General features: G+C 70.4%; 14 protein-coding genes. 4 read left to right on the top strand and 10 right to left on the bottom strand.

Going from position 1 to position 15885, the window contains the following annotated elements; all coding sequences use genetic code 11:
• Positions 1 to 14 precede the first annotated feature (14 nt).
• Genes OG206_RS25860 through OG206_RS25840 form a run of 5 tightly spaced genes read right to left on the bottom strand, consistent with a single transcriptional unit; the run spans position 15 to position 5486 of the window.
• Positions 15 to 1037: an ABC transporter substrate-binding protein gene (locus OG206_RS25860; protein WP_442805897.1), complete on the bottom strand. Its 1023-nt coding sequence runs from the start codon at positions 1035 to 1037 to the stop codon at positions 15 to 17.
• 3 nt (positions 1038 to 1040) lie between these two features.
• Positions 1041 to 1793: an amino acid ABC transporter ATP-binding protein gene (locus OG206_RS25855; protein ID WP_327122406.1), complete on the bottom strand. Its 753-nt coding sequence runs from the start codon at positions 1791 to 1793 to the stop codon at positions 1041 to 1043.
• A gap of 32 nt (positions 1794 to 1825) precedes the next feature.
• The gene (locus tag OG206_RS25850) at positions 1826 to 2728 is read right to left on the bottom strand and encodes an amino acid ABC transporter permease (protein ID WP_327120114.1); all 903 of its coding nucleotides are present in this window, start codon (positions 2726 to 2728) and stop codon (positions 1826 to 1828) included.
• A gap of 44 nt (positions 2729 to 2772) precedes the next feature.
• Positions 2773 to 4617 (bottom strand): FAD/NAD(P)-binding protein, encoded by a 1845-nt coding sequence (locus tag OG206_RS25845; protein ID WP_327120112.1) that lies wholly within the window; start codon positions 4615 to 4617, stop codon positions 2773 to 2775.
• Positions 4614 to 5486 carry an amino acid ABC transporter permease gene (locus OG206_RS25840; RefSeq protein ID WP_327120110.1) on the bottom strand — a complete coding sequence of 291 codons (873 nt, stop codon included), beginning with the start codon at positions 5484 to 5486 and terminating at the stop codon, positions 4614 to 4616. Before OG206_RS25840 ends, OG206_RS25845 begins: the two co-directional genes overlap by 4 nt.
• A 450-nt stretch (positions 5487 to 5936) precedes the next feature.
• Between OG206_RS25840 and OG206_RS25835 the strand changes: the two genes are divergently transcribed.
• Positions 5937 to 6875 (top strand): ABC transporter substrate-binding protein, encoded by a 939-nt coding sequence (locus tag OG206_RS25835; protein WP_327120108.1) that lies wholly within the window; start codon positions 5937 to 5939, stop codon positions 6873 to 6875.
• Positions 6876 to 6971: 96 nt separating this feature from the next.
• On the opposite strand, the gene OG206_RS25830 is transcribed toward OG206_RS25835, so the two are convergent.
• Positions 6972 to 8174, bottom strand: a complete 1203-nt coding sequence (locus tag OG206_RS25830) for a DUF5685 family protein (RefSeq protein WP_327120106.1) — start codon at positions 8172 to 8174, stop codon at positions 6972 to 6974.
• A 309-nt stretch (positions 8175 to 8483) separates the two neighbouring features.
• Between OG206_RS25830 and OG206_RS25825 the strand changes: the two genes are divergently transcribed.
• Positions 8484 to 8924 (top strand): cell division protein SepF, encoded by a 441-nt coding sequence (locus OG206_RS25825; RefSeq protein WP_327120104.1) that lies wholly within the window; start codon positions 8484 to 8486, stop codon positions 8922 to 8924.
• Positions 8925 to 8946: 22 nt separating this feature from the next.
• Here the strand turns inward: OG206_RS25825 and OG206_RS25820 are convergent, their stop codons facing one another.
• Together OG206_RS25820 and OG206_RS25815 are read right to left on the bottom strand one after the other, a co-directional pair.
• Positions 8947 to 10167: an acyl-CoA dehydrogenase family protein gene (locus OG206_RS25820; protein WP_327120102.1), complete on the bottom strand. Its 1221-nt coding sequence runs from the start codon at positions 10165 to 10167 to the stop codon at positions 8947 to 8949.
• 91 nt (positions 10168 to 10258) lie between these two features.
• On the bottom strand, positions 10259 to 11980 hold the full coding sequence (locus OG206_RS25815; RefSeq protein WP_327120100.1) for an MFS transporter: 1722 nt from the start codon (positions 11978 to 11980) through the stop codon (positions 10259 to 10261).
• A 479-nt stretch (positions 11981 to 12459) separates the two neighbouring features.
• On the opposite strand from OG206_RS25815, the gene OG206_RS25810 reads away from it, so the two are divergent.
• Complete coding sequence (locus OG206_RS25810; protein WP_327120098.1) at positions 12460 to 13470, top strand: phosphatase PAP2 family protein; 1011 nt, start codon at positions 12460 to 12462, stop codon at positions 13468 to 13470.
• 96 nt (positions 13471 to 13566) lie between these two features.
• Here the strand turns inward: OG206_RS25810 and OG206_RS25805 are convergent, their stop codons facing one another.
• The gene (locus OG206_RS25805; protein ID WP_327120096.1) at positions 13567 to 13782 is read right to left on the bottom strand and encodes an I78 family peptidase inhibitor; all 216 of its coding nucleotides are present in this window, start codon (positions 13780 to 13782) and stop codon (positions 13567 to 13569) included.
• Positions 13783 to 14641: 859 nt separating this feature from the next.
• A complete protein-coding gene (locus OG206_RS25800; RefSeq protein WP_327120094.1) occupies positions 14642 to 15436 on the bottom strand; it encodes a MerR family transcriptional regulator in 795 nt (264 codons plus the stop codon).
• Positions 15437 to 15514: 78 nt separating this feature from the next.
• Between OG206_RS25800 and OG206_RS25795 the strand changes: the two genes are divergently transcribed.
• Positions 15515 to 15877 (top strand): nuclear transport factor 2 family protein, encoded by a 363-nt coding sequence (locus OG206_RS25795; RefSeq protein ID WP_327120093.1) that lies wholly within the window; start codon positions 15515 to 15517, stop codon positions 15875 to 15877.
• Positions 15878 to 15885: the final 8 nt, after the last annotated feature.

The following is a 15885-nucleotide window of genomic DNA, read 5'->3' as shown; positions in this document are numbered from 1 at the left end:
GGGGAGGCCGGGCGTCAGCCCTTGGTCCTGGGGAGGCCGGGCGGGTTGATCTCGGACTTCTCGACGGCCTCGTTGGACAGACCCCAGCGCCTCAGCACCTCGGCGTACGAGCCGTCCTGGATGATGTGGTCGATCGCGGCTCCATAGGCCTTGACCAGCCCGCTGTCCTTCTTCGTGGTGGCGGCGATCTTCCCCTGGACGCCGTCACCGCCACCCGAGAGCGTGCCGATGATCTCGGACTGCCCCGCGGAGGCGACGTGGTAGTTGGCCGAGGGGCTCGGGCCGAGGTAGGCGTCGATGCGGCCCGACTGGAGGGCCAGGTAGTAGTCGGTGTCCTTCTGGAAGTACTTGATGTCCACCGGCTCGCGTCCGGCCCTGACGTTCTGCTCGTTCCAGTCGACGAGGATCTTCTCCTGGTTGGTGCCGGAGGCCACGGAGACCGTCTTCCCGGCGACGTCGGCCGGGCCCTTCACCTTCCAGCCCGATCCCTTCCTGGCCTCGAAGGCGATGTTGTCCAGGCGGTAGGTGGCGAAGTCGTACTTCTCCTTGCGCTCCTCGGTCACCGTGACGTTGGACAGGATGCCGTCGAACTTGGAGCTGTCAAGGCCGACGAAGAGGTTCTCCCAGGAGACCTCCTCGAACTCGGGCTTCAGGCCGAGGGTGTCGGCGATGAGGGTGGCCAGGTCGATCTCGCTGCCGATCCGGGTCCTGTCGTCGGTCGCGTAGAAGCCGAGCGGCGGTGAGGCGTCGGCGCTGGCGCCGAAGCGCAGCGTGCCCCGCTCCCGGACGGCGGCCGGCACCTCCGCCGCGAGGGCGTCCACCTTCTTGCCTCTGATGCGGTTCTGGTCGGGACCGATGTTGATGCCGGTGTCCTTCTGGCCCTTGGGACGGATCACGTCCTCGGTGGCGTCACTGGCGCCACAGGCGGTGAGCAGCCCCGCTGCGGTGAGGGTGGCGAGGGCGATGGTGAGGGTGCGGCGTGCGGGCACGTGACTGCTCCTTGAAAGAGGTGACTTGGCTCTTGATCGCGAGGACATGGCTCAGAGGACCTTGGAGAGGAAGGCGCGGGTGCGTTCCTGGACCGGGCGGTCGAGCACTTCGGCGGGCGGGCCCTGCTCGACGATCCGCCCCTCGTCCATGAAGACGACGGTGTCGGCGACCTCGCGGGCGAAACCGATCTCGTGCGTGACGACGATCATCGTGGTGCCGCCGTGGGCGAGGTCCTTGATGACGTCGAGGACCTCGCCGACGAGTTCGGGGTCGAGTGCCGAGGTCGGCTCGTCGAAGAGCAGCAGCTTCGGTTCCAGGGCAAGGGCGCGGGCGATCGCGACGCGTTGCTGCTGGCCGCCGGAGAGCTGCTTGGGGTAGGAGCCGGCCTTTTCGGCGAGCCCGACGCGTGCCAGCAGCCTCTCCGCCGCCGCGACGGCTTCCTTCCGGGGCCGGCCGAGCGCGGCGACAGGGGCCTCGATGACGTTCTCGAGGACGGTGAGGTGAGGGAAGAGGTTGAAGTTCTGGAACACGAAGCCGATCCGGGTGCGCTGGCGCAGGACCTCGCGCTCGCGCAGTTCGTACAGCTTGTCGCCGGACCTGCGGTAGCCGACCAGGGTTCCGTCGACGCTGATCCAGCCCCGGTCGACCTTCTCCAGGTGGTTGATGGTGCGCAGCAGGGTGGACTTCCCCGAGCCGGAGGGGCCGAGGACGACGGTCACCTCCCCCGTGCGTACGGACAGGTCGATGCCCCGGAGTACTTCGAGCGGGCCGAAGTTCTTGTGCACGGAGTGGATCTCCACCATGGCTTCGGTGCCGGTGGTCCCGACGGGTGCGCTCATCGCACGGCCCCCTTGGCGTAGTGACGTTCGACGTAGTGCTGGAGGACGGAGAGGGCGGTGGTCAGGAGGATGTACCAGACCGTGGCGACCATGAGCAGCGGCACGACCCGGCCGTTGCGCCCGTAGACGACCTGGACCTGGTAGAAGAGTTCGCCGATCGCCATCACGGAGACGATCGAGGTGCCCTTGAAGAGGGAGATGATCTCGTTGGCCGCGTTGGGCAGGATGGAGCGCATCGCCTGCGGCAGCACGATGCGCCTCAGCTGACGGAGCCGGGGGATGCCGAGTGCGGCGGCTGCCTCCACCTGACCGCTGTCCACGGCGAGTACACCGCCGCGGACGATCTCCGCGGCGTAGGCCGCCTGGTGCAGCGCGAGCCCGAGCACGGCGGCGCTCATGGCACCGACGAGGTTCATGGTGTCGAAGGAGACGAATCCGGGACCGAAGGGGATGCCGAACCGGAGCTCCTCGTAGAGGTAGGCGAGGTTGAACCAGAACAGCAGCTGGACGATGAGCGGGATCGAGCGGAATGCCCAGATGTACGCGTAGGCGACCGCCCTGAGGAACGGGCTGGCGGACAGCCGCATGAAGGCCAGGACGATGCCGAGCGCGAAGCCGATCACGGTGCCGTAGAAGGTGAGCTGGAGGGTGATCCAGACGGCGTGGAGGATGGTCTCGGTGGTGACGAAGCGGGCGAAGACGTCCCATTCCCAGCCGGGGTTGGTGATCAGCCCGTTCGCGAACTGGGCGAGCAGGACGGCGGTCACGGCGACGGCGACCCAGCGCCAGGGGTGGCGCACGGGGACGACTTTCAGGGCCGCGTACTCGAGGGCGGCCGCCTCTTTGCGGGGGTCGGCCCCGGCGGGGCTGTCGACGGGTGGATCGCTGGTCAGCGACATGGTGTGGGTTCCTTCTGCGACGTGTACGGGAGGGGGACGCGCGTTCAGGCGGTGCGGCGGTCCCGACAGGAGAGGTCGCGCAGGAACGCGAGCGCCGTACGGGCGGTGGCGTCGTTCTGCCGGAAGGCCGGCCCGCCGGTGCGCGGCCGGGTGAAGGCTCCGCTGGAGCGTGCGGTGGTGTAGGGGCCGAGCGCGAAGCGGCGCGGGTGCGGGCTGCCGTCGCGGTCCAGGATCCGGCTGTCGGCCGGGTCGACGGCGAGCAGTCCCGATTCGGTGCCCGCGGCCCCGTCCGCGTACAGGCCGCTCAGCAGGGTGCTGCGGGTGTTCCGCAGCGACGGGTCGGGCAGCCTGGCCTCGACGAGGGCGCGGGCCTCCGTGTACGCGCCGGGCACGGTGGCGCTGCGGGCCCGGAAGACGCCCCGGTCCTCGTCGGTCTCGACGGTCGTCTCCGCGCCGAGGAAGTGCACGATCCCGGCCCGCGAGAGGGCGAGGAGTTCGTGCAGGCGCTGCCCGGGCGGCCCCGAGGCGAGGTAGCTGAAGAAGCCGTGCCAGTGGCTTCCCGGGTCGCCGCCCAGCCGGGTCAGCTGCGCGTAGACGGAGAGCAGCCCGAGGAACACCCCGAGGTCGGGGCTGTGCCGGGGGTCGTGGCGGCGTGCGAGGTCGGCGGTGATGTACGCGCGCAGGGCGTCCTGCAGGGTGTCGTACGACGCGTGGCGTACCCCGTCGAGTGGCCGGTCGAGGGCGTCCAGGTCGAGCCGGTCCGCCGGGTCGGGTACGGCCGACGCGACGAGGGCGGCTAGTTCGGGGCTGCCGGGATCCGCGACGGCGTACTTCTCCTCGAAGTCGCCCAGGCCGGTGCTGGTGCGTTCGGGGTGAGCCGTGAACAGCCGGTGGTAGTGGGCGTGGCCGAGTTCTCTGGCGATCATCGGCCACAGGTCGCGGCGGAAGTCCGTGGGGCCGGGGCCGTTGAGGGCCTCCGTCAGCTGATCCGGACCGAAGTGGCGTGGAAGGGGGGGCCGTTCGCCCTGCCAGGTGTAGCCGATCTTGGAGTGGTACGGGACACCGCGCCGCGACCCGACGTACAGGACGGGCTCCCGGCCGGAGGGCACATAGACCCCGTCCTCGTGGCGCCCGCCCCTGCCCTCGGTGAGCAGCACCATCAGGTCGATGAAGGCGAGGCCGAAGCCGCGCACGATGACGGGTTCCCCGGCGGGCAGGGCCGTCAGGTCGGTGTCGGCGGTGAAGTCCGGCGGCAGGTGCACGAGCCCGTGACGGGCGGCGAACGCGGCAAGTGCCGTCTGCTCGCCGTCCGGTTCCGCGTCGAGGTGCCCGACGGTGAGGACGACGAGGTCGGCGACGACCGGTTCTGCTTGCCCCTTGATCCAGACGTGCTGCCGGCCGTCCCGGGGTCCCGAGACGCGGTGCGCGAGGCCAGTGTGCTCGTGGACGGTGATGCCGGGCGGGAGCGCGGCGACCGCCTGCTCGTACACCCAGCGCAGATAGGCGCTCTGCAGCCGCCGGCTGGGGAAGTCCTGGTCCCCCAGCCGGCGGATCTCCTCCAGGATCTCGGGGGCGGCTCCGATGACGGTCCGTCCGTCGCGCACGTCGGCGGCCCAGGTGTGGAGCGCGGGACCGGGGCGCACCGGGCCGTCGAGCTGGACCGTGTCGTCGGTGTACATGGTGACGTCCGCGGCCATGGAGTTCATCCAGAGCAGCGGGGACTGGTCCTCGCGCCAGATCCGGCCGCCGCCGGGCGGGTACGGGTCGACGAGGTGGATGTCCAGGGGGCGGTCGCCGTACAGCTCCGGTGCGTTGGCGGCGATGCGTTCGACGACTCCGGTGCCGCGCGGTCCGCCGCCTATGACGGCCAGGACGGGTGTGCGGGTCACCGTGCACCTGACATGCCACGGGCGTAGTGACGCTCGACGCAGTGCTGGCCGAGGGACAGCAGCGAGGTGACGGCGACGTACCAGAGGGTGGCGACCAGCAGGAGCGGGATGACCTCGTAGGTGCGGTGGTAGACGAGCTGCACCGAGTGGAGCAGGTCCTGGACGGCGATGATGCTGACGATCGAGGTGCCCTTGAGCGTCCCGATCAGCATGTTCCCGGCGGGCGGGACGATGGAGCGCATGGCCTGCGGCAGCACGATCCGGCGGAGCCGGCGCCAGGGCCCGAGGCCGAGCGACTGGGCCGCCTCGATCTGTCCGCGCTCGACGGACAGGATTCCGCCGCGGACCACTTCGGCGGCGTACGCGGCCTCGTGGAGCGTGAGTCCGATGACGGCGACGGCGACGGGACCGAGCAGGTTGACGGTGTCGACGCCGAGGATCTGCGGGTAGAGGGCGCCGATGTTGAACCAGAAGAGCAGCTGCACCAGGATCGGTGTGGACCTGAACAGCCAGATGTAGCCCCAGCTGACGCCTCGCAGGACCGGGTTGCCCGAGAGCCTGAACACCGCGAGGAGGGTGCCGAGGGCGAAGCCGAGCAGCATCACCAGGCCGGTCAGCCACAGGGTCAGTCCGAGGCCCCGCAGCACGGAGTCGGTCGTGAGGTAGTCACCGACGACGTCCCACTGGAAGGCGTCGTTGCGGACGACGGACACCAGGGCCCCTGTGAGCAGGGTCAGGACCACGACGGCCGCTGTCCACTGCCCTGTTCGGCGTACGGGGACGATACGCGGGGCCGATGCGCGGGCGTCGTCGCCCTTGCGGGGTGGGGCGGAGGGTGGGGAGGGAGGGCTGTCTGTCTGCGCGGACATGCGAAGGCTCCGTGGATGCAGAGATCGAACACGGGGCGTGCCTTCGGCGCGAGCACAACGTGGACCGGGCCCCTCAGCGCCGGTCCGTTCCCGAGAAAAGCGTCACCCGGGGCCCGTTGTCAAGCCTGTCCGGACTATGAGCCGTACGTCTCGCCGCAGTTGACGCGCACCCGGATGCCTGTTCCACTTGGGCCATGTATCCGCAGCTGTGGCTGGTCACCCGCTCCCACATCGACTTCGGTCGTGTGTGGTCCTGTTCCTGTTGAGCTGACCCCCCTGCGTTCTCCCTGCTTCCGCTCGCGCCCCGTCCGGCGTTCGAGCTCTTTCCGCAGCGTTCCTTCGCGTGCACAACTCTGCTTCGCCCTCCCCTCGTATCGCTGATCTCCCGCCGCGACGCTCCGTGCTGCCCATGCCACGGAGCGCGGTCGACGAACCCGGAGAAACTCCGTCATGCCCAGAACCAGGCACACCGCCGCCTTCGCACTGATCACCGCGGCCGCCCTCTCTCTCACCGCCTGCGGGTCGGGCGACCCCGCCGCCTCGCCGGCCGGGACGAAGTCCGCGGGCAAGGGGAGGATCCCGGTGACGGATGTCGTGTCGTCGGTGAAGAAGGACGACGCGGCGGCGAAGCTGCTGCCCGGGAAGGTGCGCACCTCGGGAACCCTCTCCCTGGCCTCCAGCGTCGGGGCCCCGCCCGGGGCGTTCTACCTGGAGGACGGGAAGACGCTCGCCGGCGCGGACATCGACTTCGCGGACGCGGTGGCGAAGAAACTCGGGCTGAAGCTGAAGCGGGAGGTGGCCTCCTTCGAGGCGATCCTGCCCGCGCTCGGCAGCGGGAAGTACGACCTGGGCACGGGCAACTTCGGGGTGACGGACGAGCGCCGCAGGACGATCGACTTCGTGACGTACATCAACGACGGGCAGGGCTTCGCCGTCCGCGACGACAGCGAGCTCAAGGAGGTCACCGACCTGACCCAGCTGTGCGGTCTGACCGTCGGCACCGGCGCCGGGACGACTTTCGAGGCGACCCTGGAGGAGAACAGGCACCTGTGCACCGACGCCGGCAGGAAGCCGTACGAGGTCCGGACGTACGCCGATCAGGCCGCCGTCTGGATCTCGCTCCAGCAGGGCCGCAGCGACGTCCTGATGAGCACGATCAACGGGCTGCGGTACGCCGTGTCCCAGCAGGAGGGGCTGCGCTTCCTCAACGAGTTCAAGCGGCTGGACGTCGGGTTCGCCTTCAGGAAGGGCACCCCGCTCGCGCCCGCGTTCCAGGCCGCGGTCAACGGCCTGAAGGAGGACGGGACGTACGACCGCATCCTGAAGAAGTGGGGCACCGGGGAGTCGGCCATCGAGTCGTCCCGGATCTCGCCGCCCGAGATCCGGTGAGGCAGCGGAAGGGTGACGGCGGCTGTGCGGCAGGGGCGGGCGGGCGGGTGCCGACGGGCGTCCGGGCCCGTCCCGGAGCATCGGCCTGACGACTCCTCAGCAGTCACACCCGCAGTCGCAGCCCTCGCAGCAGCTGCAGCAGTTCCCGCAGCAGTCGCAGCCCTCCCCGCAGCCCTCGCACCAGTCGCAGCAGTCGGCCTTGTGGCAGAGCCCTTCACGCTCCCGGCCGCTCCAGGGGTCGTGGAAACTGCCGGCGCAGCACAGCCGGCAGGTGCAGGCGAGACCGGCCCAGACCAGGCAGCCGGCTATGAGGCCCCGCCGGTTGCGGGGCGGCTCGGGCGGGAGCGGCGGGCCGGGCGGACCGCCGGGAGCCGGGGCGTACGGGTTCCCGGGCGGCGGTCCGAACGATCCGGCGGGCCGCCCGCCCTCCTGGTGAGTGCACGACACGGAGCCGAAGGCCCGGTCCACGGAGCGCCGCAGTTCGTGGACCAGCAGCACGTGCGCGAGCGTGCCGTCGGTGAATTCCGCGTCCCGCAACGCGAGCCGCACGCCGTGGAGCGCGTCGTCGCACAGCCGGCGGGCCTCGGCGAGCGGTGTGCCGGTCGCGGTGAGCGGGTTCCAGGCTCCTGACGCGGCGTCTGCTTCCCGGTCCTCCAAGGCGTCCAGCAGGTGGGCCAGCCGTCCGAAGAGGCGTCCGGCCTCGGCGAGCGGCGCGGCGTTGCCCGGTTTCCCGGCAAGCACGGCGGTGTGCGCGAAGGCCGCGGCGGTCGCCGTCTCGGTGGGTTCCGTGACCGTCAACAGCGGGGTGCCGGGCCCGGCGAGGGACTCGATCCCCGTCTGCCTGTCGACGGCGTCGACGAGGAGGGCGGTGTCGAAGCCGAGCTCGGCGCCGGTGCGCGCGCCCGCCCTGTCCCAGCCGGCGGCGACCCGGCGTGCGGCGGCTGCCACGGGGCGCCGTTTCAACAGGCCGTCCCGGTCGGCGACATGGTCACGGACCTTGGCGGAGGCCAGCACCAGCGACACGGCGGCGGCTAGCCGGGCTCCTTCGCCCCGGGCCACCGGGGCGGTCCGCATCGAGCGCAGGGGGCACGGTCCCGCCGTGCGCCGGTTCCCACCGTCCCGGACGGACTGAGCCTCCGTCAGGACCGAGACGATCAGGCCGTCGTAGTTGGTGACGACCCGGGCGAACTGCCCGTGGTCGGCGCGCAGAGCGAGGCACAGCCCGCAGAGGTGCGCCATCCACTCCGTCCTGAGCCCCTCGGAGAGCCGGTGGGTGCAGGGCCTCACGATTCCGAACACGACGATCCCCCGGGAGCCGTTCACCTGACGCGCCGCACTCGTGCGCCTGCGCGGCGTGCATCGTATCGAGTGATCCGTTCACCCGTACGCACTCCATGTCACCCGTACGGACGGGAGCATCATATTTTCCTTCCGCAACCCTACTTATACGGTAGAAAACCTGACGAATCGCCACATGATCTGCACCAGTAGCGTCACGAATCGCCTGCGCGCCGACTATCCCCTTGGCGCTGTATCCGCATCATGGACGACCATAGGGATAGGAAAGAGATGCGGAACACCAAAGAACCGCGGTGAGAGGAGGCGTCCATGGGATCGGTGCGCAAGGCAAGTGCCTGGCTGGGCCTCGTGGAGGACAACGACGAGCGGTACTACGACGACGAGTACTCCGAGGACGGCGATACCGGCACGAACCAGCCCTGGGTGACCGACCCGCGCGTTCAGGTCGCGTCGGACAAGGCCGAGGACACGGGCCGCCGGATCGCCACCGTCACCCCGGACAGCTTCCGGGACGCGCGGGGCATCGGCGAGCTCTTCCGGGACGGCGTACCGGTGATCGTCAACCTGACGGCCATGGACCCCACCGACGCGAAGCGCGTCGTGGACTTCGCGGCGGGACTGACCTTCGGACTCCGCGGCTCGATCGAGCGCGTGGCGACCCGGGTCTTCCTGCTGACCCCCGCCCACACCCAGGTGGTGAACGGCGAAGCCGTCGGCCGGCCGGCCGACGGCTTCTTCAACCAGAGCTGAGCAGGGCGCTCGCCGGGGAGTCCTACCGGAAAGCGTCCAGGCCGGTGAGCGCCTTGCCCAGCACGAGCTGGTGCATCTCCACGGTTCCCTCGTAGGTGAGCACCGACTCCAGGTTCGTCGCGTGACGCATCACCGGGTACTCAAGGGAGATCCCGTTGGCGCCGAGGATCGTCCGCGAGGTGCGGCAGATCTCGATCGCCTCACGCACGTTGTTCAGTTTTCCGAAACTGACCTGCTCCGGGCGGAGCCTGCCCGCGTCCATCCGGCGGCCCAGATGATGGGCGAGCAGGATGCCCTTGTGGAGTTCCAGGGCCATGTCCGCGAGCTTCGCCTGGGTGAGCTGGAATCCGCCGATCGGCCTGCCGAACTGCTCGCGGGACTTCGCGTAGTCCAGCGCGGCCTCGAAGCTCGCCCGCGCCGCACCCATGGCTCCCCACACGATGCCGTAGCGGGCGTGGTTGAGACAGCCGAGCGGTCCGCGCAGTCCGGTCGCCCCCGGCAGGACCGCGTCGGCGGGCAGCCGCACCCCGTCGAGTACCAGCTCACTGGTGACGGAGGCCCGCAGGGACCATTTGTGCCTGATCTCGGGTGCGGAGAACCCGGGGCTGTCCGTCGGCACGACGAAGCCGCGGACACCGGCACCGCCGCTCGCCTCGTCGGTCTGCGCCCACACGACGGCGACCCCGGCCACCGAGCCGTTGGTGATCCACATCTTGCGTCCGGTGAGGACCCAGTCCGTGCCGTCGCGCTTGGCGTGGGTACGCATTCCGGCGGGGTCCGAGCCGTGGTCGGGTTCGGTGAGGCCGAAACAGCCGATGATCTCGCCCGCGGCCATGCCCGGCAGCCACCGTTCCTTCTGCTCCTCGGAGCCGAAGCGGTGGATGGCGTACATCGCGAGGGAGCCCTGGACGGAGACCAGGGAGCGGATCCCGCTGTCCGCGGCTTCCAGCTCCAGGCAGGTCAGGCCGTACTGGACGGCGCTCGCTCCCGCGCAGCCGTATCCCTTCAGGGACATGCCGAGCGCGCCGAGCGAACCCAGCTCCCGGGCCAGCTCACGGATGCCGGGCAGCTCACCGTTCTCGTACCACTCGGCGATGTGCGGGAGGACCCGCTCGCCGGCCCAGGTGCGCACGGCGTCCCTGATCGCGAGGTCCTCCGGGTCGAGGAGATCGTCGATGCCGAGGGGGTCGCGCGGGTCGAACGGGGGGAGCTTCGACGGCTTCGTGGACTCGGTGGTGGACATGAGGGTGCCTCCGGCGGCTCACACGGTACGGAAACGCGCCACGGTACTGAAACTAGCAGTGCTCATTTCGACGCCCTGCCGACGTTACGGCTCAGCGTGCGGCCCGTCCAGAGCCCGCCGCCTCGGCCGGTTCGCGCCGCGCGGGAAGCGGCAGCCCGCGCCCCCGCCCGGCCGGCACCTCGCGCTGCCCGGGCCCTCGGGCCGGACCGCCGGATGCGGCGGCCTGCTCCGGCAGGGCGGCGGACGGCTCCCGCCGGGAGTCCGCCGCGGTGGAGCAGTCCATGACCCGCGGCAGACGCAGCGCCGCCAGGGCCCCGAGCAGCAGCAGACCGGCGCTGACCAGGAGCGTGATGTGCAGCCCCTGCATGAAGGCGTGCCGGGCCGTGTCCCGCAGCAGGTCCCCCATGGGCCCGCCGAGCCGCCCCGCGACCTGGTAGGCCTCGCCGAGCGAGTGCGAGGCGGCCGATCCGGCCGAGGCCGGTACACCCTCCTCGTGGAGCCGGGAGAGACCGGGGGCGTACGCGGCGTTCATGACGCTGCCGAGCAGGGCGATCCCCATGCCCGCCCCCAGCTGGTACGACGTCTCACCGATCGCGGCCGCTCCCCCGGCCCGCTCGGCGGGGGCCTCGCTCAGCATGGACTCGTACGCCCCGAACAACGTGGACTGCAGCCCGAAGCCCAGCAGCACGAAGGCCGTCGTGAGCAGCGCGGGCCGGTCGTGCTGGCCCATCAGGGTCAGCAGGAGCACGGAGGCCGCCGTAAGCACGAAGCCCCAGCCCACCATGCGGCGCGGGCCGACCCGGCGCAGGGTGTACGAGCCGGTGGCGCCCGCCGCCATCGCCGCGAACGTCAGCGGAAGGAGGCGCAGGCCGGTCTCCAGGGGGCTGAGGCCGAGGACCAGCTGGAGGTACTGCACGGCGATCAGCTCGAGGCCGACCAGGGCGAGCATGGCCAGCACGATGCAGCCGACGGAGGTGGTGAAGGCGGGCCGGGCGAACATGGAGATGTCGATCAGCGGATGCGTGCGCCGCTTCTGTCTGCGCACGAAGAGGACGAGCAGGGCCGCACCGAGGAACAGGGGGACGAGCGTGGCGGGGTCCACCAGTCCCTCACCGCCGCCGATCCGCTTGATCCCGAGGACGACGCCTAGCACCCCGGCCGCGGCCATCAGCGCGCCGAGCACGTCCCAGGGGCCGTCGTCCCCGCCGCGCGACTCGGGCAGCAGCCAGCGCCCCAGCGGGAGGATCAGCGCCATGAGCGGGATGTTGATCAGGAAGACCGAGCCCCACCAGTAGTGCTCGACGAGGAATCCGCCGATGACGGGGCCGGTGGCGGCGCCCACCGCGGCGACCGCGGTCCACACCCCGATGGCGAGGGCTCGCTCCCGGCGGTTGGGAAAGACCTGGCGGAGTATCGACAGGGTGGCCGGCATGATCATCGCGCCGCCGACGCCGAGCAGGGCACGGGCCGCGATCAGCATGCCCTGCGAGTCGGCGGTCGCCGCGAGTGCGGAGGCGGCGCCGAACAGCGCGTAGCCGATCAGCAGGACGCGGCGTCTGCCGATCCGGTCACCCAGAGTGCCGAAGAGGATCAGCAGCGAGGCGCAGACGAGCGGGTAGGCGTCCACGATCCACAGCAGGCCGACGGCACTGGGCCGCAGGTCCTCGGTGACGGCGGGGACGGCGACGTGCAGCACGGTCGCGTCCAGCGCGACCAGCAGCAGACTGAAACAGAGGACGACCAGCACGACCCAGCGGTTGGCACCGTCGGCCGCAGCGCGCAGCCTGTTCACGGCTGTGGACGTCCCGGTCATGTACGTACCTCCCACAATGAGTCCCTCGCGCTCGGCAGACCGCTGGGGATCCGGCTTACGGCATCCCCCAGGCCCGGCATCGACGGGCGAGTGGCCGCCAGCGTACGCGAGTTCCCCGTGGTCACACGTGGTGCACCTCATAGGTTCGTGCGCCACGGAGTGTGGCGTACGCCACTTGACTTCCGGCACTCGGAGAGCACTCCGCGCCGTCCCGCCCGCCGGTCCGCGGTGCGGCACCCGGCCGTCGGGTGCCTGCCCCGAATACCTTCACGCATGCACGGGCGAGCGTCCTTGCGTCATTTCATCGACCCTCAAACATTTCTGCGAATAACGCCACAGGCGAATAGCGGGAGGGGTCCGGGAGATTCCACGGAGAGCCGGGAATGGATACCGGACTGAGACGAAGTCCACATCACATCGTCATCACAAAGACGCGGGATCGGCCGGACCGCACACTCACTCGCTGTAACGTCCATTGTGTGCGTACCGACATCTTTGCCCGTCTGGACCGGGAGCCGGAACCGCCGAAGATAGAGATCCCGCGGATGAGCCGTCACCGCATCGCTCTCTTCGGCGGGACTTTGGCGTTCTATCTCGCCATCGTCTTCGCCGTGCTCGTCTCGTCCTGGCTGGTGGCCCTCGACTGGAAGGTCATGCTGTTCCGGCCGTATCAGCAGTGGCCCGGACTCCACGCCTTCCTCGACTACTACGTCGTGCTCGGACAGCGCGGCCCCACGGCCGTGATGGTCGCCGCCTGGCTCGGCTGGCGCTCCTGGCGCCAGCACACGCTGCGCCCCCTGCTCACCCTCGGGACGTCGCTGCTGCTGCTCAACGTGACGGTGGGCGCGGTCAAGCTCGGGCTGGGGCGGCTCGGACCTCACTACGCCACGGAGATCGGCTCGGCCGAGCTCTTCGCCGGCGGCGATATATTTCCTTCGGGACACACCGCCAACGCCGTCGTGACCTGGGGAATCCTTGCCTACCTGGCCACCACGCCGCGCGCCAGGCGCTACCTGTCGGCCGTGTCGGCGTTCGTGTCCCTGGGCGTGGGTCTCACCACGGTCTACATCGGTACCCACTGGCTGAGTGACGTGCTGCTGGGCTGGGCCGCCGGCCTGCTGATCCTGCTGGCGCTGCCGTGGTTCGAGCCGCTGATCACGCGTTCCGAGGTCTGGATCCTGTCGGTCCGCGAGCGGTGGCGGACCCGGAGCAGGCTCCGTGAGTCCGTTCCGGCCGCCCCCGTGGGGCCCGAACCGGTCGTCGTCCTGCCGCAGTCGCTGAGCACCGGCGAAGGCACCCAGGAGCCGGCCACGGGCCAGGCGGGCCCCGCCGGCCATCCGGGGGCGGCCCGGGCGAGGGCACACCCCGTGCGCTCCGAGCGGACACCGCTCACCCCGGGCGGTTCGCGCCGCCCGCCGCACGCGGACCGCGCGCCGCGCGGCGCCGCCGCTCCGGCCCGTCCTGTCACGGGTGGGACCGTGTCCCCCTGACCTGCGGGGACGGCGCACACGAGGGCGACCGTGCATGAGTGAGGGCCCCGGCGTCGCCGGGGCCCTCACTCATGCACGGCTCATGCGGGCCGGGTTTCAGCCCACCCAGCAGCGGGTCACCGTCGCGTCCTCGACCTCGAAGTTGATACGGCCACCCCGGAACTCCATGGTGATGACCGTGCCCGGCGGGAGGGCCCGGACGGTACTCCAGCCACGCGCTCTGGCCTGCTGGTCGGCGGTCTCGGCGGCGAGGCCGACGTAGGACTCGGGGTTGTCGTCGGGCTGGGCGGAAGCGTTGGGTAGAGGTGCCATACCCCTCACCGTAGGCCGCGTCGCAGCGTGACGGTAGCGGGGCGCGGCCCGGATCGGCGCACCCTCATGTCCCTCGGCGGTCACGCTTGTGTCACAGGATCCCCACGACCGTTTACGCCGGGTCACGTCATCCGGACGGGCGGACGGGCAGGGTCCAACCGTAATTGCGAACCGGTCGCACTATGTCGTGCCGATGCCCGCCCCGCCCAATTTCACGCGGGCCGAATCCCTTGCGACCTCCGCATTCCCGCATCCACGGAAAGGCGAATACACGACCGCGCCACCCGGAATTCACACCCTCTTATACGGGGCTTACTCCGCAGCGCGCCCCCTCCCTCCGCGGACGCGCACCTGACGAGGCAGCCCCCGGCGCCATCCGGAATGAAACAGTCCGCGAACGGCGGAGTCCGGGGAGCCTCCCCGGCGCCCTGAGGGCTGTCCCGTACGCCCGCCGGGGCGTACGGGACAGCCCTCAGCCTCGCAGCTTCGTGACGGTCCGCCGACGGAGTCGGTGGACCGCTTTCGTGGCGTGGGCTGAGGCTGCGCAGGCCGAAGACCCGAGTGTCGCCTCGGGATGGCGCCGGATTCCATGCTCCGGGCGTTGGGGTGCTGTCGACGGGACGGGGAATCCGCTGGTCAGCCAGGGCCGGGCAGTGGAGTGAGGCGGGTATGTCGCGATACGCCTCTCCACCTGGAGTACTTCTTTCCGCCCCAACAGGACCCTAGACAAGTCCCATCGTTGCAGGTCAGGAGCACTCTCTGCTTATTTGATCAAGCCTCGGACGCCCCAACTCGTGAAAGCGCGAGGCTTTAAGGCGTGCGCCCCGTCGTTTCAAGAATCCGCACCGCACTGACCGCTTCAGGTGACACGAAAGACCGGCCAGCCGATCTCGGTGCGCCACGCAGCGGGATCGCTTGTGTCACGGGGGCCGACAACGTAGACCTCCCGCACCGGGCCGGCCACCGACATCGCATTCTCCACCACCCAGGTCCCGAGTTCGCCGTACGTGACCTCGATGCCGTCGTGCTCGCCGATGTGGGTGGTGACGGCCAGTTCCGCGGCCGGCAGAGTCATGGGGTGCACGCGTCCGGTGCGAGGTGGCGCAGCGGTCGGCAGGTAGACGACCGCGTGACCGCGCTCCTGCTCGAAAAGGGCGTTGTCGTAGTTGCCGCCCGGCGGTCCGGTCAGGGCGGCGCCGACGGCCGCCTCCAATTCGGCCATCGCGCCTGCGTACCAGGTCTCGATGTCGCGGTGCCCCACTACGGCCTCCACCGCCGCGACCGTCCGGGCGGGCTCCGCACGCAGCTCGACGTCGATGGGCGTGGGGTCGGGCTGGAGCAGGCGGCGCAGCGACACGACCGCGGCCCGGGTGCGGTCGAGCGCGTCCTCGAGGCGTTGCAGGTGGTTCGTGACCAGGGCCGCCCGGACACCGGGGTCGGGGGTCCGCAGGATCTGCTGCACATCGCTCAGGGGGACGTCGAGCTCGCGGAGCCGGTGGATGACCTGCGCGGTCGGGATTTGGTCGACGCCGTAGTAGCGGTAACCGGTGGTCTCGTCCACCACGGCGGGTTCCAGCAAGGCCGCCTCGTGATAGCGGCGCAGAGTCCGGACGCTCAAGTGGGTCAGCCGCGAGAACTCGCCGATGGTCAGCATCCCCTCATTCTGAACTCTCGCCCTGGGGGAGAGTCCACGGCTTGACCCTCCCGCACTGTGAGGTCACACGGTGGGCTCATGACACAGCACACCGATCTCCCGTCCGATCTGCTCCCGACCACCGTGCGCGAGTTCTTCGCTGCCCACGCGGTCCGTGACGCCGACACCGCGTCGTCGTTCCTCGCCGAGGATGCGGTGGTCGTCGACCAGGGCGAGACCTTCCGCGGCCGCGAGGCGGCCCACGCGTTCCTGCGGGACGCCGGGTCCGAGTTCGAGTACACGACCGAGCAGATCGGCGCTCGCCGCGTCGATGACGCCCGCTGGGTGGTAACCGTGCGGCTCGAGGGCACCTTCCCGGGTGGCATCGCCGAACTCGACTACCGGTTCGCGCTGCGCGATGGCCTCATCGCCGAACTCGTCATCGCCAACCACCCGGCCTGACCGAACCC

The organism is Streptomyces sp. NBC_01341, assembly GCF_035946055.1.
In the GTDB taxonomy this organism is placed as follows: domain Bacteria; phylum Actinomycetota; class Actinomycetes; order Streptomycetales; family Streptomycetaceae; genus Streptomyces.
The sequence above is the reverse complement of the archived record's forward strand: the minus strand, read 5'-3'. Positions and strand labels throughout refer to the sequence as shown.

Coding starts and splice junctions, on each gene's coding strand:
- OG206_RS25860 (WP_442805897.1), bottom strand. CDS start 1,037: ATGTCCTCGCGATCAAGAGCCAAGTCACCTCTTTCAAGGAGCAGTCAC.
- OG206_RS25855 (WP_327122406.1), bottom strand. CDS start 1,793: ATGGTGGAGATCCACTCCGTGCACAAGAACTTCGGCCCGCTCGAAGTA.
- OG206_RS25850 (WP_327120114.1), bottom strand. CDS start 2,728: ATGTCGCTGACCAGCGATCCACCCGTCGACAGCCCCGCCGGGGCCGAC.
- OG206_RS25840 (WP_327120110.1), bottom strand. CDS start 5,486: ATGTCCGCGCAGACAGACAGCCCTCCCTCCCCACCCTCCGCCCCACCC.
- OG206_RS25835 (WP_327120108.1), top strand. CDS start 5,937: ATGCCCAGAACCAGGCACACCGCCGCCTTCGCACTGATCACCGCGGCC.
- OG206_RS25825 (WP_327120104.1), top strand. CDS start 8,484: ATGGGATCGGTGCGCAAGGCAAGTGCCTGGCTGGGCCTCGTGGAGGAC.
- OG206_RS25820 (WP_327120102.1), bottom strand. CDS start 10,167: ATGTCCACCACCGAGTCCACGAAGCCGTCGAAGCTCCCCCCGTTCGAC.
- OG206_RS25815 (WP_327120100.1), bottom strand. CDS start 11,980: ATGACCGGGACGTCCACAGCCGTGAACAGGCTGCGCGCTGCGGCCGAC.
- OG206_RS25805 (WP_327120096.1), bottom strand. CDS start 13,782: ATGGCACCTCTACCCAACGCTTCCGCCCAGCCCGACGACAACCCCGAG.
- OG206_RS25800 (WP_327120094.1), bottom strand. CDS start 15,436: ATGCTGACCATCGGCGAGTTCTCGCGGCTGACCCACTTGAGCGTCCGG.
- OG206_RS25795 (WP_327120093.1), top strand. CDS start 15,515: ATGACACAGCACACCGATCTCCCGTCCGATCTGCTCCCGACCACCGTG.